Source organism: Gordonia sp. VNK21 (assembly GCF_046098115.1).
GTDB lineage: Bacteria > Actinomycetota > Actinomycetes > Mycobacteriales > Mycobacteriaceae > Gordonia.
The window spans coordinates 1-24490 of sequence record NZ_JBJURU010000017.1 but is presented as its reverse complement, the minus strand read 5'-3'; the positions used below and the strand labels follow the sequence as shown (position 1 = coordinate 24490).

20 protein-coding genes, 4 pseudogenes and 1 other annotated feature are annotated in these 24490 nt (G+C 63.3%); of the genes and pseudogenes, 9 read left to right on the top strand and 15 right to left on the bottom strand.

Annotated features, from left to right (window positions below; translation table 11 throughout):
• From ACJMNC_RS16280 to ACJMNC_RS16270, 3 genes are all read left to right on the top strand, one after another.
• Positions 1–1103 (top strand): IS1634 family transposase (locus ACJMNC_RS16280; RefSeq protein ID WP_408949007.1); only part of this gene is annotated, 1103 nt, incomplete at its 5' end.
• Positions 1104–1157: 54 nt separating this feature from the next.
• On the top strand, positions 1158–1379 hold the full coding sequence (locus ACJMNC_RS16275) for a hypothetical protein (RefSeq protein ID WP_408949032.1): 222 nt from the start codon (positions 1158–1160) through the stop codon (positions 1377–1379).
• Positions 1334–2290 carry an IS3 family transposase gene (locus ACJMNC_RS16270; RefSeq protein ID WP_408949031.1) on the top strand — a complete coding sequence of 319 codons (957 nt, stop codon included), beginning with the start codon at positions 1334–1336 and terminating at the stop codon, positions 2288–2290. Before ACJMNC_RS16275 ends, ACJMNC_RS16270 begins: the two co-directional genes overlap by 46 nt.
• Positions 1337–1461: a sequence feature (AL1L pseudoknot), on the top strand. (Overlaps the previous gene by 125 nt.)
• A gap of 220 nt (positions 2291–2510) precedes the next feature.
• Here the strand turns inward: ACJMNC_RS16270 and ACJMNC_RS16265 are convergent.
• From ACJMNC_RS16265 to ACJMNC_RS16195, 15 genes and pseudogenes are all read right to left on the bottom strand, one after another.
• Positions 2511–3299, bottom strand: coding sequence for an LLM class F420-dependent oxidoreductase (locus tag ACJMNC_RS16265; protein WP_408949006.1), 789 nt, complete (start codon positions 3297–3299; stop codon positions 2511–2513).
• Complete coding sequence (locus ACJMNC_RS16260; protein ID WP_408949005.1) at positions 3286–4443, bottom strand: MFS transporter; 1158 nt, start codon at positions 4441–4443, stop codon at positions 3286–3288. Before ACJMNC_RS16260 ends, ACJMNC_RS16265 begins: the two co-directional genes overlap by 14 nt.
• A 37-nt stretch (positions 4444–4480) precedes the next feature.
• Positions 4481–4942, bottom strand: a complete 462-nt coding sequence (locus tag ACJMNC_RS16255) for a GNAT family N-acetyltransferase (protein ID WP_408949004.1) — start codon at positions 4940–4942, stop codon at positions 4481–4483.
• Complete coding sequence (locus ACJMNC_RS16250) at positions 4932–5195, bottom strand: acyl carrier protein (RefSeq protein WP_408949003.1); 264 nt, start codon at positions 5193–5195, stop codon at positions 4932–4934. Before ACJMNC_RS16250 ends, ACJMNC_RS16255 begins: the two co-directional genes overlap by 11 nt.
• 5 nt (positions 5196–5200) lie before the next feature.
• A complete protein-coding gene (locus ACJMNC_RS16245) occupies positions 5201–6283 on the bottom strand; it encodes an acyl-CoA dehydrogenase family protein (protein WP_408949002.1) in 1083 nt (360 codons plus the stop codon).
• Complete coding sequence (locus ACJMNC_RS16240; RefSeq protein WP_408949001.1) at positions 6270–7448, bottom strand: hypothetical protein; 1179 nt, start codon at positions 7446–7448, stop codon at positions 6270–6272. The genes ACJMNC_RS16245 and ACJMNC_RS16240 overlap by 14 nt, the downstream gene beginning before the upstream one ends.
• A complete protein-coding gene (locus tag ACJMNC_RS16235) occupies positions 7445–8266 on the bottom strand; it encodes an asparaginase (protein ID WP_408949000.1) in 822 nt (273 codons plus the stop codon). Before ACJMNC_RS16235 ends, ACJMNC_RS16240 begins: the two co-directional genes overlap by 4 nt.
• Positions 8263–9027, bottom strand: coding sequence for a tryptophan 2,3-dioxygenase family protein (locus tag ACJMNC_RS16230; protein WP_408948999.1), 765 nt, complete (start codon positions 9025–9027; stop codon positions 8263–8265). Before ACJMNC_RS16230 ends, ACJMNC_RS16235 begins: the two co-directional genes overlap by 4 nt.
• On the bottom strand, positions 8994–10007 hold the full coding sequence (locus tag ACJMNC_RS16225) for an enolase C-terminal domain-like protein (protein ID WP_408948998.1): 1014 nt from the start codon (positions 10005–10007) through the stop codon (positions 8994–8996). Before ACJMNC_RS16225 ends, ACJMNC_RS16230 begins: the two co-directional genes overlap by 34 nt.
• Positions 10004–11029, bottom strand: coding sequence for a DUF1611 domain-containing protein (locus ACJMNC_RS16220; RefSeq protein ID WP_408948997.1), 1026 nt, complete (start codon positions 11027–11029; stop codon positions 10004–10006). The genes ACJMNC_RS16225 and ACJMNC_RS16220 overlap by 4 nt, the downstream gene beginning before the upstream one ends.
• A complete protein-coding gene (locus ACJMNC_RS16215) occupies positions 11026–12342 on the bottom strand; it encodes a TrpB-like pyridoxal phosphate-dependent enzyme (RefSeq protein ID WP_408948996.1) in 1317 nt (438 codons plus the stop codon). Before ACJMNC_RS16215 ends, ACJMNC_RS16220 begins: the two co-directional genes overlap by 4 nt.
• Positions 12342–13805: an AMP-binding protein gene (locus ACJMNC_RS16210; protein ID WP_408948995.1), complete on the bottom strand. Its 1464-nt coding sequence runs from the start codon at positions 13803–13805 to the stop codon at positions 12342–12344. Before ACJMNC_RS16210 ends, ACJMNC_RS16215 begins: the two co-directional genes overlap by 1 nt.
• Positions 13802–14740, bottom strand: coding sequence for a hypothetical protein (locus ACJMNC_RS16205; protein WP_408948994.1), 939 nt, complete (start codon positions 14738–14740; stop codon positions 13802–13804). The genes ACJMNC_RS16210 and ACJMNC_RS16205 overlap by 4 nt, the downstream gene beginning before the upstream one ends.
• A complete protein-coding gene (locus ACJMNC_RS16200; RefSeq protein WP_408948993.1) occupies positions 14737–15444 on the bottom strand; it encodes an alpha/beta hydrolase in 708 nt (235 codons plus the stop codon). The genes ACJMNC_RS16205 and ACJMNC_RS16200 overlap by 4 nt, the downstream gene beginning before the upstream one ends.
• 381 nt (positions 15445–15825) lie before the next feature.
• A pseudogene (locus tag ACJMNC_RS16195) lies at positions 15826–17218 on the bottom strand (IS1380 family transposase).
• Positions 17219–17422: 204 nt separating this feature from the next.
• Between ACJMNC_RS16195 and ACJMNC_RS16190 the strand changes: the two are divergent.
• From ACJMNC_RS16190 to ACJMNC_RS16165, 6 genes and pseudogenes are all read left to right on the top strand, one after another.
• Positions 17423–18223 (top strand): GntR family transcriptional regulator, encoded by an 801-nt coding sequence (locus tag ACJMNC_RS16190; RefSeq protein WP_408949030.1) that lies wholly within the window; start codon positions 17423–17425, stop codon positions 18221–18223.
• An 85-nt stretch (positions 18224–18308) separates the two neighbouring features.
• Positions 18309–19736, top strand: a complete 1428-nt coding sequence (locus ACJMNC_RS16185; protein WP_408948992.1) for a xylulokinase — start codon at positions 18309–18311, stop codon at positions 19734–19736.
• A gap of 105 nt (positions 19737–19841) precedes the next feature.
• A pseudogene (locus ACJMNC_RS16180) lies at positions 19842–20771 on the top strand (IS256 family transposase); the annotation flags it as partial.
• 143 nt (positions 20772–20914) lie between these two features.
• Positions 20915–22162, top strand: a pseudogene (locus ACJMNC_RS16175) (IS256 family transposase).
• Between the two features lie 60 nt (positions 22163–22222).
• Positions 22223–23174, top strand: a pseudogene (locus tag ACJMNC_RS16170) (IS481 family transposase).
• Positions 23175–23857: 683 nt separating this feature from the next.
• The gene (locus ACJMNC_RS16165) at positions 23858–24181 is read left to right on the top strand and encodes a transposase (protein ID WP_408948991.1); all 324 of its coding nucleotides are present in this window, start codon (positions 23858–23860) and stop codon (positions 24179–24181) included.
• Positions 24182–24490 lie beyond the last annotated feature (309 nt).

The following is a 24490-nucleotide window of genomic DNA, read 5'->3' as shown; positions in this document are numbered from 1 at the left end:
CGCTGCGGACGATCTGGCGCACGCTCAATCGCAGCATCGCCGAGGACTGGCGCAGCCAGCTCGCCGCGGCAGCGTTCGCGCACGTCACCGCCGACGGCGCGCTGTCGATCGTGATGTACGACGTGACCACCTTGTACTTCGAGGCCGAGAACGAAGACCGGCTCCGCAAGGTCGGGATGAGCAAGGAACGGCGAGTCGATCCGCAGATCCTCGTCGGCTTGCTGGTCGACCCGACCGGGTTCCCGCTGGAAGTACACGCTTTCGCCGGCAACCGCGGTGAGACGACGACCCTGCTTCCTGTGTTGAACGGGTTCCGCGAACGGCACGGACGAGCCGACGTGGTCGTTGTCGCTGACGCCGGCATGCTTTCGGCAGCGAACCTCAACGCGCTCGAGGAGGCCGGGTTCGACTTCATCGTCGGATCCCGCACCGGTTCAGCCCCAAGGGATCTGGCCGACCACTACGACCGGGTCGGGAACTTCTTCGCCGATGGCGCCACCGTCGAGACCACCCGGGAGATGGGAACCGGCCAGGCGAAGCGGACTCGGCGCGTGGTGTGGCACTACTCGCGGGCCCGCGAACGCCGCGACAACATCACCCTCAACAAGCAGATCGAGCGCGCGCAAGACATCGCCGAAGGACGACGGCCGCCAAAGAAGGACCGGTTCGTCTCCCTCGGCACCCGACCCGGCGTGAACTGGGATGCCGTGGAGAAGGCCCGCTCGTACCTCGGGCTGAAGGGCTACGTCACCAGCATCTCCACTGAGAAACTCGCTGGTGACAAGGTCGTGGCCGCCTATCATGATCTGTTCAAGGTCGAGGCATCGTTTCGGATGGCCAAGACCGATCTGAAAGCGCGGCCGATGTTCCATCACGAGCGTGACTCGATCGAGGCACACCTGACGATCGTGTTTGCCGCACTCGCAGTCACCCGACACCTGACCGAGACTTCCGGCTACTCGATCAAACGCATCATCACCGCGCTACGCCCAGTCCGGGATGTCATGATCCGGATCCGCGGCCAGCACGTCATGGCCGAAACACCGCTCGAGGGCGACGCCGCCGACATCGTCGCCAAACTCCAAGAGTCAGCGGGGCACTAAAGTGGCACGAGTCGGGACAGACAGGCCCTCGAAGGGGGCCCGAGATCGGAATCGATCCGTGCCGTGGCGCCCCAACTCGGCGTCGCCACGGAGACGCTGCGGATCTGGTGCAACCGTTACGGTCCCGCCGAGGCCACGTCCGGTCCGCAGGGATCGCTCGAGGAGGAGAATCGCAGGCTACGGCGTGAGCTCGCCGAGTCTCGACGTGCGAACGAGATACTGAAGAAGGCATCTGCGTTTTTCGCCGCGGAGCTCGACCGCCCCACAACGAAATGATCCGGTTCATTGACATGCACCGTGGCCAGTTCGGGGTCGAGGCCATCTGCCGCGTACTCAAAGCGACAGACTGTGGGTTCCTCACCTCTCGCGGCTACCGGGCCGCAAAGCATCGTCCACCTGCTGCCCGGGAGGTCCGTGACGAGGTGTTGATTGGCGAGATCGGAAGGATCCACGCCGAGAACTACGGCGTCTACGGGTATCGCAAGATGCACCATGCGATGCGCCGAGCCGGATGGGACATCGGCCGGGACCAGACCGCCAGACTGATGAAAGTCGCGGGCCTGGAAGGAGTTCGCCGTGGCCGCAAAGCTCTCACGACAACGCCCTCGGAAGCACCCGATCATCGCCCTGACCTCGTCGAGCGGGACTTCACCGCGCTCGGCCCGAACCAGCTCTGGGTCGCGGACATCACCTACGTGCGCATTCCAACCGGGTTCTGCTACACCGCGTTCATCACCGACGTCTGCACCCGCCGGATTGCTGGGTGGGCTGTCGCGGCCAGTCTGCACACTGAGGTTCTGCCGCTGCAGGCTCTCGAGCACGCCCTGCTGAGCACGCGCGCCGAGTCCTCCAGCGGCGGCTTGGTCCATCACAGCGATCGCGGCAGTCAATACGTCTCGTTGGCCTACTCGGACGCGCTGATCACGGCCGGAGTCAAAGCATCCGTCGGGACCGTCGGAGACAGTTACGATAACGCCCTCGCCGAGACCGTCAATGGTCTCTACAAGGCAGAACTGATCCACCGTCACCGCACCTGGCCAACCGTGACCGCAATAGAAATCGCGACCCTGGACTGGGTCAACTGGTGGAACACCAAACGGCTCCACGAGCCATTCAATTATCGCACCCCGGCCGAAGTCGAAGCGTCCTACACTCACCCACAGACGACCGCGCCCGCGACCGTCTAACCACGGAACGAAACCCAGGGCGCTTCACCTGATCAGAAATCACATCACGAGACACACATCAAGCGTGACCGAGCAGCACCCGAAAACCGCTTAGCAACACGCCATAGGGGAGCGAGATGACCGTGTTCCACCCACATCCTGTGGCTCGCCGCGTCAGACCTGAATCCGGTCATGCACTCTCGACCCGGCCCGGAAGAGACAGGAATTCTGACAGACACGATCAGACCTCCGAGGAAAGCCGGTCCCGCCACTGCAATACCTGCTTAAGTAGTGCGGTATCGAAGTCGGGCGCCTCGACGGCGACACTGATGAGATTGACTCCAGCATCGTGGATTCGGTGAGTAAAGTCCATCGGGTCGGGTGCTTCCGATACCTCGGCACAGTGTTCGATCTCATCGGGGTCGCGGCCGACCGCAGCACAGTGGTCGGCCAGAATTGCGGCCTTCTCCCTGTACGAATCCACGTCGACGAAGAAGTGCCAAATATCGGCATGTTCGGCGGTGATACGCAGCGTCTTCTTGACTCCTCCCCCGCCGATGAGAATCGGTAGACGCCGAGTCGGAGGCGGATTGAGCTTACCCAGACGACGTTTGATTCGCGGGATTGCCTCCGCGAGATAGTCGAGCCTCTTTCCCGCCGTACCGAAATCGTATCCGTACTCGAGGTAGTCGCGCTCCATCCAGCCCGACCCGAGCCCCAGGATAAGTCGTCCATCGCTGATGTGGTCAATCGTGCGTGCCATGTCGGCTACCAGATCCGGGTTCCGATAGCCGATGGACGACACCAGCGCACCGATCTCGACGTTGCTGGTCGCTTCCGACCACGCCGAGAGCAGACTCCAGCACTCGAAGTTGGGTCCATCCGGATTGCCGCGTTGCGGGAAAAAGTGGTCGGTCGTCAGAACGACGTCGACGCCGAGTTGCTCGACTTCTACAACGACGTCTCGGTACTTCGCGTAGCTGTTCCCGTGAAACGCGGGAATAAATGCGGCAACTCTAGGTGCGGACATTGTCTGGACTCCTCTGATCGGTAGGCCGCTTCCCCGCGGCAAGGACAGTAAGCAGCGCGGCGCCGGCTAGCGCAGCGGCGATGACGAAAAGGGCTGAGTTACGGCCATCACTGCGGGTGACCGCGCCCGCGATGACTCCGCCGACGACGATTCCGCAGTTGATGACCGACGAATGCAGTGTGTTCACGACAACGCCAACACCGCCGGTCTTCATCACCCGAACGGCGAAAGCGGGATTCATCGACACACCCGTCACGCCGAGTAGCACGAAGAAGATGACCAACTCAACGGCGGTCAAGGCGCTGAGAATTGCGGCGCCGAGGAGCAGAAGGGTGAGTAGTGCGGTGCCGATCGCTGTGACACGCTCCTCACCGGCCTTCGCGATGAGGGCGCCCACCATCACCGTTCCAACGATGGTAGCCAGACCGTAGCCGAAGAGCACCACGGCCTGGCGCTGGTCAGCGAACCCGACCGACCGCAACAGTACTGCGGCCGAGGAGAAGACGGAGAACACCGCAGCGGTGACGAAAGAACTGGTGGCGAACCGCAGGGCGGTCGCAGCAAACCTGGGTCGCGGGGAGACCCGGTCTTGTGCCCTTTCATCTGGAACGAAGTGGACCGGCACGATCTTGGCTGCGGCCAGACCGACGATCAGCACGCCAGCGCCGACGAGAAGAAGAATCGTCCGCCACGAATAGACAGTGGAGAGAAACGCAGCGATCGGAAGACCGAAGGTCGTGCCAAATGACAACCCGCTGAGAACCCATGCCTGCGCCGCGCCGCGCTCCGATTCCGTCGCCACGCGGGCGCCGTAAGCCATGCACGAACCAATTACTGCAGAGCCGAAGGCCCCCGCAACGGCACGGGCGACGACGAGCAGCGCAAGGCTGGGAGCCACCGACGCGAGAATCGTCAGCATGGCGTAGGCCACCGTCAGCGCGGTCAGAAGCATGGTCGGATTCGCACGCCGAGCCGCCGGAGTCACCACTAGCAGCGGACCACCGACAATCATGCCCACCGCGTATGCCGAGACCACATAGCCGATACTGGTGTCGGCGAAGCCGAGATCGGCGGCGATCTGATCATCCAGGCCAATGACGGCGAACTCGGCAGTCGCAACGAAGAATACGAGCGCGGTCAGCAAGCCGACGTACCTCAGCTTGCTGGGTGAGCCGTTAGCGTCAGTCAATGCTCTTCCTCATCCACGTCATTGCGTTGTCCGTGTGGGTCACCTGGTAACCGCGGCGCTGGTAGAATCGAAGGTTGTCGGTGCTGCGGGAGCCGGTGAACAGGGTGATCGCGTGAACCTCGGGGATGTCGCGCGCAGCATTCTCAACGTGCGCCATGAGTTGCGATCCAATGCCTCTGCGCTGGGCCCGGGGATGAGTGACCAGTTTGCCGAGAACCACATCTCCCTCGGCGACACGACACCGCACCCCGCCAACGATCAGGCCATCGAGCGTCGCAACGAACGACAATTGCTCAGCGATCTCACGTGCGACCTCGGACAACCTCTGGGTGAGCGGTTGAATGTCGTAACCGTAGAGGGCCGCTTCGCTCTGATAGCAAAGGTATTGGAGCTTGAGAAGTTCCTCCGCGTCCTCCGCCGTGGCAGCCCGGAACTGCACGGTATCAAGCGTCACAGCGCCCCCGAGCGAAATCGATGAGCGCCAGCAGGTTCGGGACGTTGAGTACGTTCTCGCTCGTTAGTTTGGTCGCGGGAAGCTCGATACCGAAGCGCTGTTCGACCCGGTCCACGAAATCGATGAGCTTCATCGAGTTGACGGCGAAGACCTCTTCCAGGGAGGTGACTGACGCTGCATCCGTGCGGCCGTGCGGAGGTCCGAACGATTCGGCGGCACAGCCGAATACCTGGTCGAGCATGTCCTTGTTCATCGCTGTCATTGTGAGCTTCCTTGTCTGTTCTGGTCGTGACGCACGAGGTCGTCGAGGAGCATGTCGTTGACCCCACCGGCGATAGTGAGCCACCGTGCCGAATTCTCCATCGGATTGATGCTCCAGCCCTGCGCTCCGTACAGCGACTGCACCCACCGGGCGAGGTCGAGCACGGATTGGGACGCATCGACTTTGACCGCCGCCACCTCGCCTGGGTCGGCGCGCTGCTCGGCGTCGAATCTACTCACGAGATCCGTGACCGCGGCACGGACAACCACATGCCGCGCCCGGAACGTCGCAAGGCAATGTCGATGCAGCGAGGACTCACGCAAACCGGTAGCGAAGAAGCCGCCACGGCGCGACTCGCCGTGAACGCCGAATTCATCGTCGACGCGGGCCAGCAACCGCGTCGACAGAGCGACACTGAGCACACAGATCACAAGCCGCTCGTAGACCAGGCCCCTTTGGACGTACGCGAGAGCCCGCCCCCTCGACCCGATCTCCCAGGACGAGTCCACCTGCACTCCCGCGCTGTCTACGGTGCACAGCGCCATCGCAGGGAAGACAGGTTGCGCCTCCGCCGCGATATCGAGCCTGTCGGCGGGCACTTCCAGCAAAGTCATCCGCCACAGATTGCCACCTTCCGCACCTGCCGGGAGCCGCTCGTCAACGGCGAGGAGCAGAACGCTGTTCGCGACGTGCGCATTGGAGATGTACGCCTTGTGGCAGTGCAGCTTTCCGTCCTGGGTAATCCTCGAGGTAATCTGCGCCAGATTGCTACCGCTACTGATCTCCGTGACCCCGAGGGCTCGTCGCTTGTGCGGCAACACAGTGACACCGGTGCTCGCCGACGCCATCAGATGCGCGCAGATGTGGTCGATCGCGATCGCTGCGAGGGTGCCGTCACCCAGCCCTTGGTCACTGAGCCGCTGCACCGCGTCGGCGAAGCCCGTCAGCCCTGTGCGCGGGCCGGTCGACTCGACGAGTAGTTTCCACTCATCGGGCGCGATCTCCCCGGTGGCCTCCCACTGATCCGCACGCGCGGCGGGCCATTGCGGCACTGATGCAGACGTCTTACTGGCTCCCACGAAGTGCTCCTCTCTGATAGGCCTCCGGCAGAAGGGGAACGACCTCGGCCGCGAATCTCCGCACCGCGTCGTGAACCTCGCCCAGTTCTCGGTATTGGAAGTCGAACCACAGCATCAGCCGGTCGTCGGGGTGGTAGCGGCCGACGATCTGCTCAGCCACATCGGCGGGCGTGCCGACGAGCGCATTCGACGCGGAATCGTCGACTTTGCTCTGCGCGACGGTGCCCAGCATGGCGGACCAGTAGCGAGCGAGTTTCGTCTCCGCAGTCCGGCGAGCAACATCGCGATCAGTGTCAAGGAATACGAGCACAGTCTGCGGCAGATACTCACGCACCCACGCACCGCCGTCCGGATGGTAGATGCGAGCGAGATGGTGCTGGTTGCGGTCGATCTCAGCGCTGGGAGTGATACTCAAGTTCAATGCCCGGACCGGCCGGTACTGATTGAGTTCGGTGTAGAGTTCTCGGTTGTGCGAGGCGGCGTACAGCTGAATCCGGTCGGTAGCCGGAGACTGCGCCACGCGGGTGGTCTCGAACGTCCACCGCCGACCGACCCGATGCCGTACACCTGTATCCGGTTCATCGAGAAAGCGGTCGGTGAGCTCGTCGCTGCCGAGTGCATCGCCCTGCATCAGCCGTACAACGATCTCGAAGGCTTCGGCCGCAATCGCCGATTTCACCGCATTCCATTGGCGCTCTTCGGCCTGGTCACGGGGCACCAGCCCGGCGATCCGGTAGAGGTAGTCGAATCGACCGCCTGCCATTCCGATATGGAACGTATTGGGAAGCGCCCTTGCGGAAGCGAGCGCGTCGAGTAGGTGGATACGCTCTGCCGCGATCACCGGCCCGCCCGCGGCTACGATATTCGTGATCGCACTGCCGAAGTCGATACTAGGATGGTTCGAGGCCGCGGCGATCGCGAGGCTGAAGAAGTCCGTATTCGCGCAGATCTCAGCAGGCCAATGGGGAATTTCCGCGGCACCGCCTAGAAGTCGCCGCTGCTCAAGCGTGCTGTAGTGGCTTTCCGCCGTCCAGGAGCACCAGTAACGGCACGCTTCGGCGACCTCGACCGTGCGAAGATAGTCGCGCAGAGTGTCCGCCGGTACCCGAAGATCGCCTTGAGCATCTATACCTTGTTCCAAGCTGGAGAACAGATCGAACTTCACGCGATCAGCCTCCTCGCGCTGGCCCGCGCCTCCTGCAGCGCAGAGCCCAGAGTCACCTGGTCATCACGAACCGCACCTCCGACGGCAACCGCACCGTCGAAGTAGGCGACGGCAAAAAGGCCACCGACGCCGTCTTTCGCGAACAGTGCCCCACCTGAGAGCACTTCGTTTGTGACAGCGCGCCCACCACCACCAACAAGGTACGGATGCGCTGCCAGTGACCGGACCACCGCCACATCGTGGCGTTCTTCACTGACCAGAAGCGAACGCAGCCCGGTGGCCATTTCGCTGATGGTGAGCGCGTAGGTGGGGAACCCGCATCCGTCGCGAACCGGCGTCAAGTCCCTACTAATCCGGCATGCCTCGCGGATGTACTGCCGGCAAGTCAGCTCAACCAGGCCCCCGAACTCCAGGTAGTCGGCACCCGCGAGACGGGTGCAGTGCGCAGCCAGGATATGTTTGCCCGCACAGGGATTCGCCGCCTTTGCGGAGGAGCCGCAACGGGTGTCGATCCCGAGCTCTCCGATCAGCGGGCGATGAGGTTGGACGGGAATCGCCGCCAAGTCCACGCCCGTAGCATCGGCCAACTCCGCAATCAGCTCGAGGTGTGTGGGTTCGCCGTTGTGCGAGGACACCGCCATCGCGACCTGCTCGTCGGTCAGCGACCGCGACATTCGAAGCAAGGCGGCAACCTGAAGAGGTTTGAGCAACGACCGTGGGCTGGCCATCACCGGTTCAGGATCGGACTCGAACAGGCGATCCTGCTGGGAGATCAGGGCCAACCTACCGACATTGGAGATCTGACTGTCTACGCTCACGTTCTCGGCTCCCACAATGTCGGAAACAACCGAGCCGCCAGGCTCTTAAGGAGAAAGCTGTTCTCGGTCCCGCCAGTACCGGTCGTACCGAATCCCAGGTGACGTCCGACGAGATTGAAATGCATCGCCTTCCACTCGAACCACAGGGTGTCGGTATCGATCAACGCCGAGGCGAGCGCGCGCAGGCCGGGATGAGTCTGCACGCCCGCGGCGGAAGTGGACAAAATTTCCGACCAGGAATGAGTTGTGGATCGGCGCCGACATCGGTCGAGCGAGTCGACGACCGATCGGCCACTGGCCGCGACGCGATGCACTTCGTCGTTGATGCCAGCCCCTGCACGGGTGAGCTGCGCGAGACGTTGCTCATCGGCCCCGGACAGCAGAACCTGGAGGATCTGGAATTGGACCGACTGGAAACCACTCGCAGAACCCAACAAGGGCCGGAACTCGAAAAAGTCCGGAGTGCTGAGCTGATTGAGCGTACGTGTCTGTGCCACAACGCTTTCAATCAGGGCATTGATGATCTTGACGCGTCCGATCGCTGCGCTGTAGTCGTCGGCGTCCATCTCGCCGATGAGGACATTCACCGTCGCGATGAGAGCATGGAAATTGAGCTCACAGGCTTGATGGACAGTAATGAACAAGGTCTCCGCCGCCGCCTGATCAACGCCGGTCGGGCTCTGTAGCGAAAGCAATTCCTCCAGTCGCAGATAGCTCTCGTACTCATTCAGCTCGATGCCAGTATCGGCAAACCGACCCATGATCCGTTCACCTCCAATGCTGCGTTCGCTGTTACAGCTTCCGTTGATGCGAGAATCCGGTGACCGTCGAGATCGACGATGTCCGCGTAACCCCCGCAGACCGTGGCCGACAGCGCGATCATCTCAGGCTCTTCGACGAAGCAGCTCACCATGCGGGGCTGGTGTGGATGCGTGTGGCGTGCGTACTCGAAACAGTCTCGCGCCGACAGCACACCGCCGAACTTGAGTGCCTTGATATTGATCCCATGTCCTCTACGAAGTGCGGACGTGGCGTCGGCGGCGCAGTGCACGCTCTCGTCTTCGATGAAGACAGAATCGGGCGAAGGCGCGACCGTCGCCCATGTGGCCGGAGTGGCGGTCGGGTCCTCGAAGTAGACCTGTCCGCGACCGGCAATCGCCCTAGCCAGAGCAGCGAACCTGGAGTCGTCGAGACTTCGGTTCCCGTCGAAGACGATGAGTTCACTCTCCTCCGCCAGGACCGCGAGGCGGTCGAGGTGCAGGTCGACGGTAGCGTTGTCCACCTTGACTTTCAGCCTCCCCCTCGCGGTTGCCGAATCGAGCGCCCCGACCGAGACGGTCGTCAAGATCGGCAGCACCGCAGACTCAGGTGCCCCGAGAATCTCCGCGAGTGGGAGCTCGGAAGCTTGGCAGACGAGGTCGAGGGCGGCCATTTCGACAGCGGCGCGGAGCCCCGCGGGCACCTCGCCGGACCGGCGCAGTCTTGCGCCGAACGCCGTCACGTCAGTAACATCCACAAAGGTCGTGAGACATTCGAGCGTCTCGGCCGTGACAGTCTCTCCACGACGTAGCGATGTGACAGTCGTGTCCGCCCACGGTCCGAACGTGGACACGCCGCGCCCTACGCCATACGCGCCTGCGTCAATGGTGCATCGCACCGTCTCGATCGTATCGACCACTGTGTGGGACACCACAAATGGATGTTCCAGAGTGGCGGCAGTCCAATCGAAGGTTACCTTCATGCCGGCCCCGAAGCCAAGAACTTCGCAGCGCGCCGGTATCCCTCCGACGTTTGCGGGAACACAGGTCGCCCCGTGGCCTTCTCGAGATCGGCAACGCTCCGCGAGTTATGCCGCTGACCGATCACAATAAAGCACTCGACAATGGCACCACGCTGGTGACGGCTCAGCGCCTCAAGCACAGCGACATGTTCCACCACGTCCACCGACGGATGGCCGAAATACTTCAGCTCCAAGCGGTCGAGGTCGATGCACATCACGAGAGCTGAGGGCGCGGAACCGTGGAGCAGGCTCAGAGTGACACCCGAGTACGCGGGATGGAAGATCGCCCCCTGGCCCTCGACGAGCACGGCATCGACCGCATCGTCGTCGGTCGCGGCCAGCACCTCGGATTCGATGGCGCCAGCCGCGAAGTCCGCGCTGACAGCATCGATCGGCACACCCCGACCACTGATGTACATGCCGGTCTGCCCGGTTGCGACGAATGCCGTGCGCGTCCCTTCAGCCGACAGTGCCGCCTTCAGTTCCAAGGCGGCAGTCATCTTCCCCGTGGCACAGTCATTTCCAACCATCAGCACCACCGGCTTAGTAACGCTGACGCCGGCGCCGCGGCCGACACTGCGGAACCGCTCAGCCTCGCGCAACCGCACGAAACTGGGCGACTCGACATCGCCCGCACTCGGGTGATGCCCGCTGACAACGCGATATCCGGCCGCGATCCAGTTCGCGATGTCGGTACGATGCCGAACACTGAGGTCCCCACCGGGAGGCGCACCACCCAAGACGAGTTCTTCGGTCCCCGCTGGTAGCTCCTCGATGGAGGCAACGATCGGCACATCACGTTTCAGGTGGGGAACTACATCGCGGGCTGAGCGCCCAGCGAACGCCGGATCCACCACGTGGTGCACCCACGGGCAGTAGCTCACGACACCGTGCGCCATCTTGCCGGACAATTGATCGAAATCTCCGAAGGTCACGACAGCCGCGCTACGCGCCGGAGATCCGGCCTCCACCTGTGTCGTCATAGCGTGGGGATCTTCTCGAGTGACTCCTCGATAGACCCCGGCACCACAGCGGAGTCCTCAATCTCACCATTGAGATGCTTGGAGTAGGCAGTCAGGTCGAAGAAGCCGTGGCCAGTCAAGCAGAACACGATGTCCTTCGGCTCGTCAGAGTGCTTCTTCGCCAAGTCGATGACCGCAGCGATGGAATGCGCCGATTCTGGCGCGGGAATCAGTCCCTCAGATTTCGCGAAGAGCATCGCTGCATCAAAGATCTCCTTCTGCCCGACAGCGACCGCCTGCGCGCCACCTCGGTGGATCAACTCACTAACCTGGCTCGACAGACCGTGATAGCGCAGGCCACCGGCATGAATCGACGGCGCGGCGAACTGGTGACCGAGGGTGTACATCCGTAGTAACGGTGTCGTTCCCGCCGTATCGCCGTGGTCGTAGGCGAACCGGCCGCGAGTCACCTTCGGCACCGCGGACGACTCCACCGCAACGAATTCCGGGGCCTGATCGTCGGCGACGAACGGGAAGACAAGCCCAGCGAAGCTGCTGCCGCCACCGATGCACGACACTAGGTAGTCGGGCGAGATGTTCGCGGCGCGGAGCTGCTGCTTGAGTTCCTGGCCTATCACCGTCTGGTGTAGGCAGACGAAGTTGAAAGCGCTGCCCATCGCGTACGCACCCTCGGGGTCAGCCTTCGCGGCCTCGACTGCTTCGGCGATCGCCAGCCCCAGGTTGCCGGAGTTCATCGGGTCCACATCGAACACAGCGCGCCCCGCCGCGGTCTGGGAGGTGGGACTGCGATCTACCTTCGCCCCGAACGACTCCATGAGAATGCGGCGACTAGCTTTACCGTCGTAGCTGCCACCCACCATGAACACCTGCGCATCGAGCCCGAAGAAGGCGCTCCCCATCGCGATGGCACTGCCCCACTGTCCGGCGCCAGTTTCGGAGTACACCCGCTTCACCCCCGACTGCTTAGCGAAATATGCTTGCGCCACACCGGAATTCGCCTTATGGCTGCCAATGGGAGAAGCGCCCTCGTACTTGTAGTAGATGCGCGCCTTGGTTCCGATCGCCTTCTCGAAGGAGCTGGCGCGAACGAACGGGGTGGGCCTCCATTTCGCGTAGAACTCCAAGACGTTTTCCGGAATCTCGATATAGCGATCAGAGGTATTGAACTCCTGATCGATCACGCCTGCGGGAAATAAGCCCTCTAACTCGGCGGCATCGACGTCCTCTCCGCTGCCCGGGATCTTGTACGGTGCAGAGAGTTCCGGCATATCTGCAGCCAGGTTGTACCACGCCGGCGGAATAGTAATACTCATCAATCGAGCTCCATCGTCTTGTAGTCGATCTTGCCGTTGGTCAGCAAAGGGAATGTCTGCCAATAACGGAAAGCTTCGGGGTGCATATAGCTAGGCAGCATCTCGGCGATCCGATCCGCCAGCCGATCACTGTTGGGCGAACGTTCTTGCGTCTCGATCTCAGCGCGAATATAAGGAACCACCGCATCGACGAGGTGGACGTGCACCCGCACCGTATTCTCCTGAGCAGCTAGAATCGCCGCCTCGATCTCCGAGGGATCAGCACGGAATCCTCGGATCTTGAACATACGCGACATGCGGCCACGGAAGAAATACTGGCCGTCAATTCGTTCAAACAGGTCACCGGTGCGGTAGTAGCGCAGCGCTGATTCCCTATCCTCCCAGAAAGCAGCGGAGGTGCGCTCGTCATCACCGTAGTAGCCGATCATCTGTTGACCTCCGCCGATCAGAAGATGACCGGTTCCGTCCGCGCCGTCATCCACGCCTTCGAGGCGGAAGGACACACCGGGAAAGGGGACGCCGATCGCGAGGTCGGAATCGGCGTCCACCGAATCGGGTATGCGTTGGAGCGCGCAGGCGACCACGCACTCGGTCGGACCATAACCGTTGTACAGCCGCACATGCGGGTAGCGATCGCGGAATCGGGCGACCGCCGCGGGGTTCGGCTTATCGCCGCCCATCCATATTGTTTGCAGACTCGGCAGGTCGATATCGCGATAGGCGCTGAATCTACTCGTGAGCAAATCTATGACGTTCGGCGTGCACGACAGGTCCGTGATATGCGATTCCGCCAACGCGAACAGCAGGTCGTTAGGCGCCTTCATACCCGGGAACAGTTGACACCACCCCCCGGTGATCCACGGACCGAAGATCTCCATCAGCACCGGATCGAAGTGCAGTGGGAAGAAACTCAGGAAACGGGTAGCGTCCGAGTAGCCAACAGCTGCAATAGCATTGATGAGGAAGAGGGCCAGCGCTCGCCGCGATACGAGAACCCCCTTGGGGGTACCGGTACTGCCGCTGGTGTATATCAGATACGCCGGAGCGTCGTCGTCGATCAGCGCACGAACCACTGTGTTCGAATCGGATGCCGCGTAGGGCGCCATCAGCGCGATAGCCCGGTCGTCGAGCGGCCCGTCCCGATGCCTTCTGGCATCGTAGAGAGCTCGGGGTGTGCAATCGTTGAGGATCTTCTGAAGCCGCGCTTTGGGCGCGTGCTCATCCAAGGGCGCCCAGACTATTCCGGACAGAACGCAAGCGTAGATGAGCGCCACGGATCGCAGATCCTTAGGACCGCAGATCGCAACCACGTCCCCCGCCTCGACCCCCCGCTCGTGTAGTACCGCTTGCCAGGAGGCAACGGCGCCCAAGAACTCGCCTCGCGAGCAGGCCGCCGCGCCATCCGCGAACGCGGGAGCATTGTCGTCGGCGCAGGCTGTGAACAGAAACTCGTTGAGCCTCAATCGTTTTCGTTCCTTTCCAGCAGCAGCGTGTGGAAGGTATTGCCCAATGTCTGCGCGTAGAGAAGCGCCGTGTCGATCCCGCGCGGTGTCGTCGCGACGTAATCCGCGAATGCACGAACGGGATCGATACTGTCGATGTGCGCTCCGTCGTAGGTGTTGTCGGTGCGGATGACTTTCTGATCGATACCCAACCGACGTGAGAACAGCGACCAGTTGGCGAAGCCGTTGAATACCGGAAACAGGCCATCGATACGAGCCAGCTCAGCGGGCGGATGGTGTGCCTTGACGTGATCAACCCCAGCGGCGAGTACCTCAAGCGAGTCCTGCGAGACTCCCTCGACGAGGGCGAAACTATGGTTCTTCAGTAAATTACTGGTCGCATACTTACGAATACTCCATCCGGTGTCCCCAGGCCCCAACAAGATCGCCATCACCGCATCCCCACACAGCATGTCCGCCATTACCCGCGGGTGCACCGAAGTATCCACCACGCAATTGAGCAGAATCAGGGCGTACGACTCGGGGGCGGTGATGTTGGCTGCCAGGTCTACGGCGGAAAGTGCGGTCCCGCAGCCGACGAAGTGCCACATCACCCGGCATGTCGACGGCACTCCGATCTCGTGGGCCAATTTGAACGGGATAGCTCCACGAGAGTCGTGGTCGATCTGGCCACCGTAGATGACCGTCTCGATCTGATGCGCCACCGGGAATCTCTCCAGGAGTTCGCCCACAGCGCTGCGTAGCAGCGGTTCCGGATCGGCGGAGGGCTCGACGTATACCCAGCGTAACGCCTTCTCATCAACGAACTGTCCGGGGTCTACAGCCTGCCCGGACGCGGCTTTCGAGGCCTCCGCAACCACTTCGGACGCGCTGAGTTTCTCATTGCCCAGCCTGTATGTGATACCGACTATCGATGACAACTGGCCAACCTTCATGCTACCGGATATTGTCTAGTCAAATTCTTGATCGCTCGCAGAGTGACAGTGAATGCCATGTCGAGCGGATTGACCACCCCGTAGTGGCCCGAGTTCTCGACCTCGATCAATTCGCATCTGCCAGCGACCGCGCGTGATCTCGACTGCTCTATGGGCGAAGCCAGATCGACTGGGCTATGTATTGCTATTTCCCGCACCGGCGTGGTGACCAACCGAGGATCCCAATCGTTGATCCTATGGGCGCCGAGATACTGAGTCACGGCGTTGTCACTGATTGCGAGATGGCGTGCTGACCGGAGATCGCATACCGGAGCGAGTAGAAGCACCGCCCGAGCAGGCGCTCCCGCGCTACACGCCATAATGGCCAACTGCGCGCCCACAGAATGCCCGACGAGCAACGGGGCGGCGCCTGCGTGTTCTGCAAACCATTCAGCCGCCGCTATCACGTCCTTCACATAAATGTCAGGACAACCGGGTATGCGGCGATACTCGGAGTTACCCACCCGGTATCCCTTCGCCGCAAGAGCTTTGGCAAAGGGCGACAGATAGCTACTCGAGTACCGGGGGCGCCAGTATCCGCCGTGAACCAACAGAATCGGAGTGATCGCATCAGGGCCTTGACCTTGCCTCTGGACCCGAGGGTCGAAAACGTCCACGTACGTGTGTCGTCGCTCCGCGTAGGCATGGCGAACCACGGTTGACATACGAGCCCTCCTCATCGCCGCGCGCCATTCCCCGTCTCCCCGTGGCACTGGCAGCACCATTCAAAGAGTTCTAGAACTGTCCACAATCTATCCGTAGCCTGCCGGACCGTCAAGCAGTGCCCGCACGTCGGCGTCCGACCGACGTCGGTGCAGCCGGTCGCGCCCCCACCTCCATTGTCATCTCGCATCATCGTTGCAAGCGCGTTAACCTCGATCTTTCGTCTGGTGCTGCTCCCGGCCTGAGCGGTTCGGATCGATTGCGGCGGCGCTGATTGTGCAGGTTGGGTACGACAGACTGGCCGGGTGCCGCCGGATCGCGGCCGGGTTTCACGGGCCCGGAGGGTCTCTTTCAGATCGTTCAGATATGTCGGGGCACTCTGGTCAGGTGCTGTTCTGGTAGCCGTCGAGGCGAGCGAGTCCGGCGATCAGCAGGCCAGTGTGCTTGGCGCGAGCGTCGAACCGTAGTCGTCGCTGACGGGCGTGGCGAGCGATCCGGGCCGCGATCGCGAACAACCGAAGGCGCAGCGTCTTCAGCTCCCAGGTACGCGCGTTCGTGCTGGTCAACGCCAACATCTGCATCCACGCGTTCCGATCGATCGCCGGTGTCACGATCGCCATCCACACCTGATTCTGCGCGAACGAGACCAACGGCAGGTTCAGCAGGCCACAGTCCTTGCCCTGCCGGATCCGGTCTTCGCACCGAGCGCGTCGGCGATGCCGCAGTTCCAGATCCGCGAGCTGCCCGCTCGTGGTGTTCGTGGCGAACGCGGTCAGCCGCCACCCGCTGCGGTCAGTGATCCGTAGTTGCGCACCAGGGTGCGGCGTCTCCCGCCGCACGAACACCCGGATCCCCGGCGGCCACCCCGACAGGTCGATGACCCCGGTCAACTCGGCGACGTCAGCACCCTCTCGAGGGGCACCGTCGCTGTCGTACGCCGGGGTCCACGCCTGCGTCGGGAGTCGGTCGATGACCTCACCCAACCGGGCGTCGAGACCGAATCCGACGGAGTAGGAGACGCGCTGTTTGCGCAGGTAGTCGAGGAAGTCGTGGCTGGCGCCGGCCGAATCGGTGCGGATCAGAATCCTGCGGCCGGGACGAGGCGGTAGGTCGGGGATCTGCGCCAACACCTGCCGGGTGGTGGTGATGCGGTCGGCGGCGGTTCGATCCGGCGTTCCCGGGTCTTAGCAGGATCGCTCCGGCTTCGCCGGTCGCTCCGGGACCGTGGCCGATGAACGCAGTCATCGGATGAAATCCGTAGCCGCCCTTATAGTTTCCTGCCGCGGATTATTTGTCCGAGTGCGCGGTGACTAGCGTCGCATCGAGATCGATGACCAGCGGATTGCGCGCCGAGATCCCGTGGTTCGGCGCAGTAGTGCCGGCCAGCGACCACACGCGTGCTCGAGTTGCTGCTCGAGCAGCGGCGATCGCCGACAACGCCCGGACCGGCGACTTCGCCAGGGCCGAGATCAGGCGGGAGACAGTCGGGTCGGAGGCGACGTGGCCGAAGGTGTCGGGGCGTCCGCGGATGGTGGCGATGTCGGCGAGGCAGTCACCACCGGCGACCAACGCGACGGCGAGGTCGGCGATAGTCTTGCCCGGGTCATGGATCGCGAACGGTTTACGCCACGGCCCGAGTGCGGTCGTCAGTTCTGCTGCGAGGCCGCTAACCTCGACGGTTCGGGTCAGCAGGATCGTTCCGGCGTGGGACACGAGGTTCTCGCCGTCGCCGGTGGCGTGGATGTGTGGGTAGAACACGGTAGAGTTGCTCGCCAGAAAGGTACTCCTCGCTCTGACGTAATCGGATGTGTCGCAACTCCAATTATCGCAGGTGAGAGCACCTTTCTTCCTACTTTAGGCTAGGCGAGTCGAATTCACCGATGTAAGGATGCGGGTTAACTCCTGCGCGGTAGACTGGTTGGACCCACATCGGGCTGAAGCGCACGACTGGCGGCACGACTGCGGAAGAGAGCGGTGGCGATGGGGGCTACGCGAGATCGACCACTTCCCGGCGCGGAGGACTCCGGGCGCCGTATACCCAAGTACGAACAGATACGGGACGATCTGGCGACGGCGATCCGCCGGGGCGACTACCGCCCCGGTGATGCGCTCCCCTCCCAGCGGGAACTCAGCGCGTCGTACGGGGTCACTCTCATGACCTTGCGGCAAGCGCTGCAGGTGCTCAGCGACGAAGGCCTCGTGGTCCAACAGCCCGGTCGCGGCACCTTCATCGCTCCACAGAAGCTCGCTCACGCGCGCCGGCCGCCGGACAGTATGACCGACGATCTGCGCAGCCGAGGCGTCGAACTGGAGACGCGGCTACTCCGCCTCAGCTACCGACGGCCGTCGACAACTGTGCGTGCGGCTCTGCGTCTCCCGAGCGAGCTCGATGCTATGTGCATCGAGCGCCTGTGCATCGCGGACGGAACACCTGCGCTACACCGGATATCGTGGGTTCCTGAGGCGTACGCCAGGACCATTAGCGATGTGGACTTCAACGAGGCGACCGTGCACGGCGCGCTCGCCGAGTGCGCCGGTCTAGCCGTCTCCCGAAGCATCGAGGACGTGTGGCCCGCGCTGGCCACCGCGGAGCCCGCGCGGCACCTCGGAATCCAGGTCGGTAGTCCCGTCTACCTCAGTGAGCGGGTCACCTACGACACCGATAACCATCCGCTCGTTTTCGACCGCACTACGATCGCAGGCGCACAGGTGACGATCCGGACAGAACGCGAAACAAGCGAGACGTCATGGTCATGGCAAGCCCGCGCGCGGACCGAGTAGTAGGTGCCCACCATCGCCCACGAAAGGACGAGGGCCAACCCCACACTCGCGCGGGCGCATTCGGGCCTGTGGTAGATAAGTTGCTATGACTAGCTGGACGGCTGCGGTGGACGTCGGCACTTCTGCGGTGAAAGCACTTCTGCTGGACGCGCGGGGAGAGATTTTGGCGAAAGGGCGCAGCGAAGTGCCCAGCGCCTACGGCGAGCAGGAGTCGGAAGACTGGTGGAGCGCCGCCATTGAGGCGCTGTGGCAGTGCGGACCAGACGTGAAACGAGTCCGCCTGCTAGGGCTGACCGGGCAGATGCAGAATCTCGTTTGTATGGGCAGCGATGGGGCGGCCCTGCGTCCGGCAATCCTCTATAGTGACCCCCGGGCGCACGGCCAGCTGACCGAGGCACATCATCTGCTCGGTCCGGGGTGGACGCACGCGACCGGTAATCAGCAGGACGCCACTAGCCTGCCTGCGAAGCTCCTATGGATGCGCGAGCACGAGCCGGAGAGCCTTGATCGCACCAAGCAGATTTTTTTGGGTGCTGCGGGCTACCTCGGATGGCGACTGACCGGCAATAGCTGTTGTGATCTCACTACCGCCTCAGCTACCGGGCTGCTCGAAGCCGACCGGCGCCAGTGGTGGTCAACCGCGGTGGACGCGCTCGCGCTGCACGAAGCACTGCCGAGCCTGGTCGACGGCCAGACTGTGATCGGCACCATCACCTCGCACTCTGCTCGCGAGATCGGTCTGCCGCAAGGGATTCCAGTGGTCCTGGCGCCCGGCGACGCGGTCAGCACCACCACCGGCATAGTCGGCGACGAGTTACATCGCGGCTACGTGTACCTGGGCACCAGCGGCTGGCTGGCGATCGTGACGCCGGAGATGCCCGTACCGGCCGCAGCGCACCGATTGCTGCTCCCCGAGCATGGTCGGCAGCTCGTAGTTGGGGCCGTTCTGAGCGCGGGCGCCGCAGCCGATTGGTCACGCCGAACCCACCTGCCAGGTATGTCCTTGAACGACGCGGATCGGCTCGCTGATACCGGCCCCAGCGGACTACTGGCGCTGCCGTCCCTACAAGGAGAGCGGTTTCCGGTGCGCGATCCGCTGATCCGCGGCGCGCTTATCGGGATCACCGATACAACCCGGCCGGACCAGTTATATCGGGCGATGCTGGAAGGCGTGGCGTTCGCGTTCGACCGGCTGCTGGATGCCGTCCCGAATAACGGTGAGCCTATACCCGTTACGGGCGGCGGTGCTCGTTCGATGTTGTGGCGGCGGGTTCTTGCGGATGTGCTGGATCGCCCGGTGTTTCCGACCGAGACCAGCGATGAGGTATCCGCCTTCGGGGCCGCTGTCAGCGCCCTCCGCGCCGTCGGCGATGACGTCCCACAGCCCCTCGCGAATCGAGGCGCTCCAGAGATACTGCACCCCGGACCCGACAAGCTTGACTACGCCAAGCTGGCATCAGCACACGCAGCGCTGTTCACCGCTCTCTCCCCCACGTTCCATTCCATGCAATAGGCGCGCACCGACAAGGGGACCAAGTTAACGCGCGGGACTGTCGGGAAAACGGTGGATCTGGGACTGGCCTGACCGAAAGGAAGGGCTTTGAGCCAGACCATCGAGATGATCGATCCTGTGACGGGAGAGATCATCGATCAGCAACAGGTCGCCGAGCAGTTGCTTGCGCAGGCGAAGGAACAAGGCGTTAGCCTCGTCGGGCCGGGAGGCCTGCTGGGCGGGCTCACGAAGACAGTGCTCGAGACCGCGCTCGAGGCGGAGATGACCGAGCACCTCGGGTATGAGAAGCACGAGATCACTGACAGCAGCAACGCTCGCAACGGCACGCGCTCGAAGACGGTGCTGACCGAGATCGGACCGGTCGAGATCGAGGTCCCCCGGGATCGTGATGGGTCGTTCCAGCCCAAGATCGTGAAGAAGCGGCAGCGCCGATTGGACGGGATCGACGAGATCGTGCTGTCGCTGACCGCACGCGGGCTGACCACGGGTGAGGTCGCGGCGCACTTCGACGACGTCTATGGCGCCAGCGTCAGCAAGGACACGATCTCGAAGATCACCGACAAGGTCATCGAGGAGATGACCGAGTGGCAGAACCGGCCGCTGGATCGGGTCTACCCAGTGATCTTCATCGACGCGATCGTGGTGAAGGTCCGGGACGGGCAGGTGCGCAACAAACCGTTCTACGTCGCTGTGGGCGTCACCACGGCCGGAGAACGCGACATCCTGGGCATCTGGGCCGGCGACGGCGGTGAGGGCGCGAAGTTCTGGCTCGGCGTGCTCACCGAGATCAAGAACCGCGGCGTCGAGGACGTGTGCATCGTCGTCTGCGACGGGCTGAAGGGGCTGCCGGAGTCGATCAACACGACGTGGGAGCTCGCGGTCGTGCAGACGTGCATCATCCACCTGATTCGCAACACGTTCAAGTTCGCGTCGCGGAAGTACTGGGACCAGATCGCCCGCGACCTCAAGCCTGTCTACACGGCACCGACCGAGGCCGCCGCGAGGGCGAGGTTCGAGGAGTTCGCGGAGAAGTGGTGCACGATGAGTAGTGCCCCATAGGGTGGTGTAGCCCGGTGACCTGGACCGTGACGAGCAGCGTGTCGTTGCTCGGATCGGGAGCGGTCACCGTGTGATCCTTCGAGGAATCTCCTACAACCCACTCGAATGGAGTCATCACGATGACCGCACCTCATATTGTCGACCCTGCCGGCCTTCTCAGCCAAGCTCTGGCCGATGCGTCGCCGGACTTGATGCGCGAGCTACTGCAAACCATGATCAACGCCCTGCTCTCGGCCGACGCCGGCGCCGTGTGCGGCGCCGAAGGGGGCCAACGCAGCACCGTGCGCACCAACCAGCGCAACGGATAGCGCCATCGCGCCCTCGATACCCGGGTCGGCACGATCGATGTCGCAGTCCCGAAACTGCGGCAAGGCACCTACTTCCCGGAATGGCTGCTCGAACGCCGCAAACGCGCCGAGTCGGCGTTGATCACCGTGGTCGCCGACTGCTATCTCGCTGGGGTGTCCACTCGCCGCATGGACAAGCTCGTCGAAACCCTCGGGATCAACGCCCTCTCCAAGTCACAGGTCTCCCGCATGGCTGCTGACCTCGATGAGCACGTCGAGCAGTTCCGGCACCGGCCCCTCAGCGAGGCAGGCCCGTTCACCTTCCTAGCCGCGGACGCGTTGACGATGAAGGTCCGTGAAGGTGGGCGCGTGGTCAACGCGGTCGTGCTGGTCGCGACCGGGGTCAACGCCGACGGCCGCCGCGAGGTCCTGGGTCTGCAGGTGGCCACTGCCGAAACCGCGGTGGCATGGAATACGTTCTTTGCTGACCTGGTCGCCCGCGGCCTGAGCGGGGTACGCCTGGTCACCAGCGACGCCCACGCCGGTCTCGTGGAAGCGATCGCGGCGAACCTGCCCGGAGCAGCATGGCAACGGTGCCGCACTCACTACGCGGCGAACCTGATGAGCGTGACCCCGAAAACCTTGTGGCCGGCAGTCAAAGCGATGCTGCACTCGGTCGACGACCAGCCCGACGCCGACGCGGTCAACGCCCAGTTCGACCGCCTCCTGGACTACGTCGACACCAGACTCCCTGACGCGCACGACCATCTTGACGGCGCCCGCACCGACATCCTGGCCTTCACCGAATGCCCCGAAGGCCTCTGGCAGCAGATCTGGTCGAACAACCCCAACGAACGCCTCAACCGCGAGATCCGGCGCCGCACAGACAGCGTCGGGATCTTCCCCAACCGCGCAGCGATCATCCGGCTCGTTGGCGCCGTTCTGGCCGAGCAAACCGACGAATGGGCCGAAGGCCGCCGCTACCTTGGTCTGGACATCCTCGCCAAAAGCCGGCTCACCGCCGTCACCGACACCGGAACCGAGGTGAACACCGACACCACCGCCGAACTCAGCGCCTAACCACCACGAACGAACGATCACAGCACTACACCACTACTCGGGGCTTGACCCCTCGCTTCCCTGGTCGTGGACCGAGGTTGGTCCTTGCGGCGCGCTGGCGAGCGGTTCCAGTGTTCACCGGCCACGGCGAAGCGGTGGGACGATTCACTACCGTGCCGGCGAGTCCCTGACTGACCGCAGTTCCCGGCCCGCACATTCACCGGCCCGGCTGCCGCGCCGCACCGAGCGCCGGATCATCAAACTGCGCTGCACCCGCCGGTGGGGGCCGCACCGGATCGCCTATCACCTGGGTATTGCGCGTTCAACGGTCGGCCGGGTCCTCGACCGCTACCAGATGCCGCTGCTGGCCAACATCGACCAGGCCACCGGACTGCCGGTACGCCGACCGCAACCGAAACGGTATGAGGTCGACCGGCCCGGACGACTGGTGCACGTCGACATCAAAAAGCAGGGCCGAGTCCCCGACGGCGGTGGCTGGCGTGTGCATGGTCGCGGATCGGCCGCCGACCGTACCGCCGGTGCGGTCCGTGATCGGGCCGCCCGGTCGGGAGCACCGGGCTCGCGTGGCTACCGCTACCTCCATCACGCCGTCGACGACCACTCCCGGGTGGCGTACTCGGAGATCCTCGACGACGAACGCAAGGAGACCGCGGCCGGGTTCTGGCGCCGCGCCAACACGTTCTTCGCCGAACACGGCGTACGGGTGACCGCAGTGATGACTGACAACGGCGCCTGCTACCGCTCGGCGATGTTCGCCCAAGCCCTCGCCGAGACCGGGATCAAGCACAAGACGACCACGCCGTACCGGCCCCAGACGAACGGGAAAGTCGAACGCTTGAACCGGACCCTGGCCGCCGAATGGGCCTACGCGAAACCCTATGCCAGCGAAGCCGAACGAGAAGCCGCCTACACCGCATGGCTCCACCACTACAATCACCACCGACCCCACACCGGCATCGGCGGCCAAGTCCCCGCAGACCGCGTTCACAACCTCACGGGGAAATACACCTAGAGACGCTGGAACGCTCCTGCCGACATCACCGGCCTGCGGTAACCAACCCGTGTGTATCAGTCTGACCGCGCGTCGCTAACGACACGCTCACCAACACCGAAGCCCGCGAAGCAGGAGGCGCCCGTCCCGACGGATCGGAACGGGCGTCTCACCAAGCCACTTGACAACAGGCGCTTACATGTCAACTGCTAGTCCGTACCGTCAACGAATACCGCAGCAGCTTCCATCACCGAACGGAAGTCGCCCTCACAAATCGCGATGAACGGAGGCTTCTCACTGAGCCTCGGATTAGCGCCGATGAACCACGCACGCGCGACACTTTCACCCTCGGAGGCCGCGACCGCGGACCAGGCGCGGTGTGCCACCTGCAGCCTCCGAAGAGCCTCATCGCGCGGCCGGGGCCCGTCTTCTTTCGCCCACTTGTGCGGCAGCTTACTGTCTCGGACACCAGCTAGGACCGCGACGACGCTCGGACCGAGGTGCTGAGCCAACTGACGCACCAGCTCAGCGGTGGAAAGCTTCATGGTCTCGGCGTGATTCAGGACAGTCCTACCCGTGACAGCCATCTCTGACGCCCCTTCCAGCACCTCGGTCCGCAGTCGACGCTGCACCCACGAAACCTACCAGAATGCCACCTAAATGCAACTGCAGCTCCTGGCTCAGAAAGGCAAGAGCACCGCCTCGTGCCCAAGCCCTATCCGAGAGAGTTCCGTGACGACGTGGTCCGGGTTGCCCGCGACCGAGTGAGCGGTGTGACGATCGAGCAGATCGCGAAGGACTCCGGGGTGCCTCCGACGACTCTGACCAAGTGGATGCGCCGCGCCGATACCGACGACGGCAGCAAGCTAGGCATGACGAGTGGGCAGTCCGCGGCGCTGCGGGAAGCGAACAAACGAATCCGGCTGCTGGAGCAGAGAATGAGGTCCTCCGCAGAGCAGCGGCGTATCTGTCGCAGGCGAACCTGCCAGGAAAAGGCTCTACCCGCTCGTGACAGAGCTCGCCGCTGACGGGATCCCCGTCACGGGACGTGTCGGGTCCTCAAGCTCTCCCGTCAGCGGTACTACCGGTGGCGCAACCGATCACCACCGGGGAACGAGTCGAGGCAGCACGGGCGAACGCCCTGTACGACGCCCACCGCGACGACCCGGAGTTCGGCCCGACTCGTGCCACTTTAGTGCCCCGCTGACTCTTGGAGTTTGGCGACGATGTCGGCGGCGTCGCCCTCGAGCGGTGTTTCGGCCATGACGTGCTGGCCGCGGATCCGGATCATGACATCCCGGACTGGGCGTAGCGCGGTGATGATGCGTTTGATCGAG

What these genes read in the sequence shown, in the direction of transcription:
- ACJMNC_RS16265 (WP_408949006.1), bottom strand. Translation starts at nt 3,299, where the DNA reads ATGTCCGCACCTAGAGTTGCCGCATTTATTCCCGCGTTTCACGGGAAC.
- ACJMNC_RS16250 (WP_408949003.1), bottom strand. Translation starts at nt 5,195, where the DNA reads ATGAACAAGGACATGCTCGACCAGGTATTCGGCTGTGCCGCCGAATCG.
- ACJMNC_RS16230 (WP_408948999.1), bottom strand. Translation starts at nt 9,027, where the DNA reads ATGGGTCGGTTTGCCGATACTGGCATCGAGCTGAATGAGTACGAGAGC.
- ACJMNC_RS16225 (WP_408948998.1), bottom strand. Translation starts at nt 10,007, where the DNA reads ATGAAGGTAACCTTCGATTGGACTGCCGCCACTCTGGAACATCCATTT.
- ACJMNC_RS16220 (WP_408948997.1), bottom strand. Translation starts at nt 11,029, where the DNA reads ATGACGACACAGGTGGAGGCCGGATCTCCGGCGCGTAGCGCGGCTGTC.
- ACJMNC_RS16215 (WP_408948996.1), bottom strand. Translation starts at nt 12,342, where the DNA reads ATGAGTATTACTATTCCGCCGGCGTGGTACAACCTGGCTGCAGATATG.
- ACJMNC_RS16205 (WP_408948994.1), bottom strand. Translation starts at nt 14,740, where the DNA reads ATGAAGGTTGGCCAGTTGTCATCGATAGTCGGTATCACATACAGGCTG.
- ACJMNC_RS16200 (WP_408948993.1), bottom strand. Translation starts at nt 15,444, where the DNA reads ATGTCAACCGTGGTTCGCCATGCCTACGCGGAGCGACGACACACGTAC.
- ACJMNC_RS16190 (WP_408949030.1), top strand. Translation starts at nt 17,423, where the DNA reads ATGGGGGCTACGCGAGATCGACCACTTCCCGGCGCGGAGGACTCCGGG.
- ACJMNC_RS16185 (WP_408948992.1), top strand. Translation starts at nt 18,309, where the DNA reads ATGACTAGCTGGACGGCTGCGGTGGACGTCGGCACTTCTGCGGTGAAA.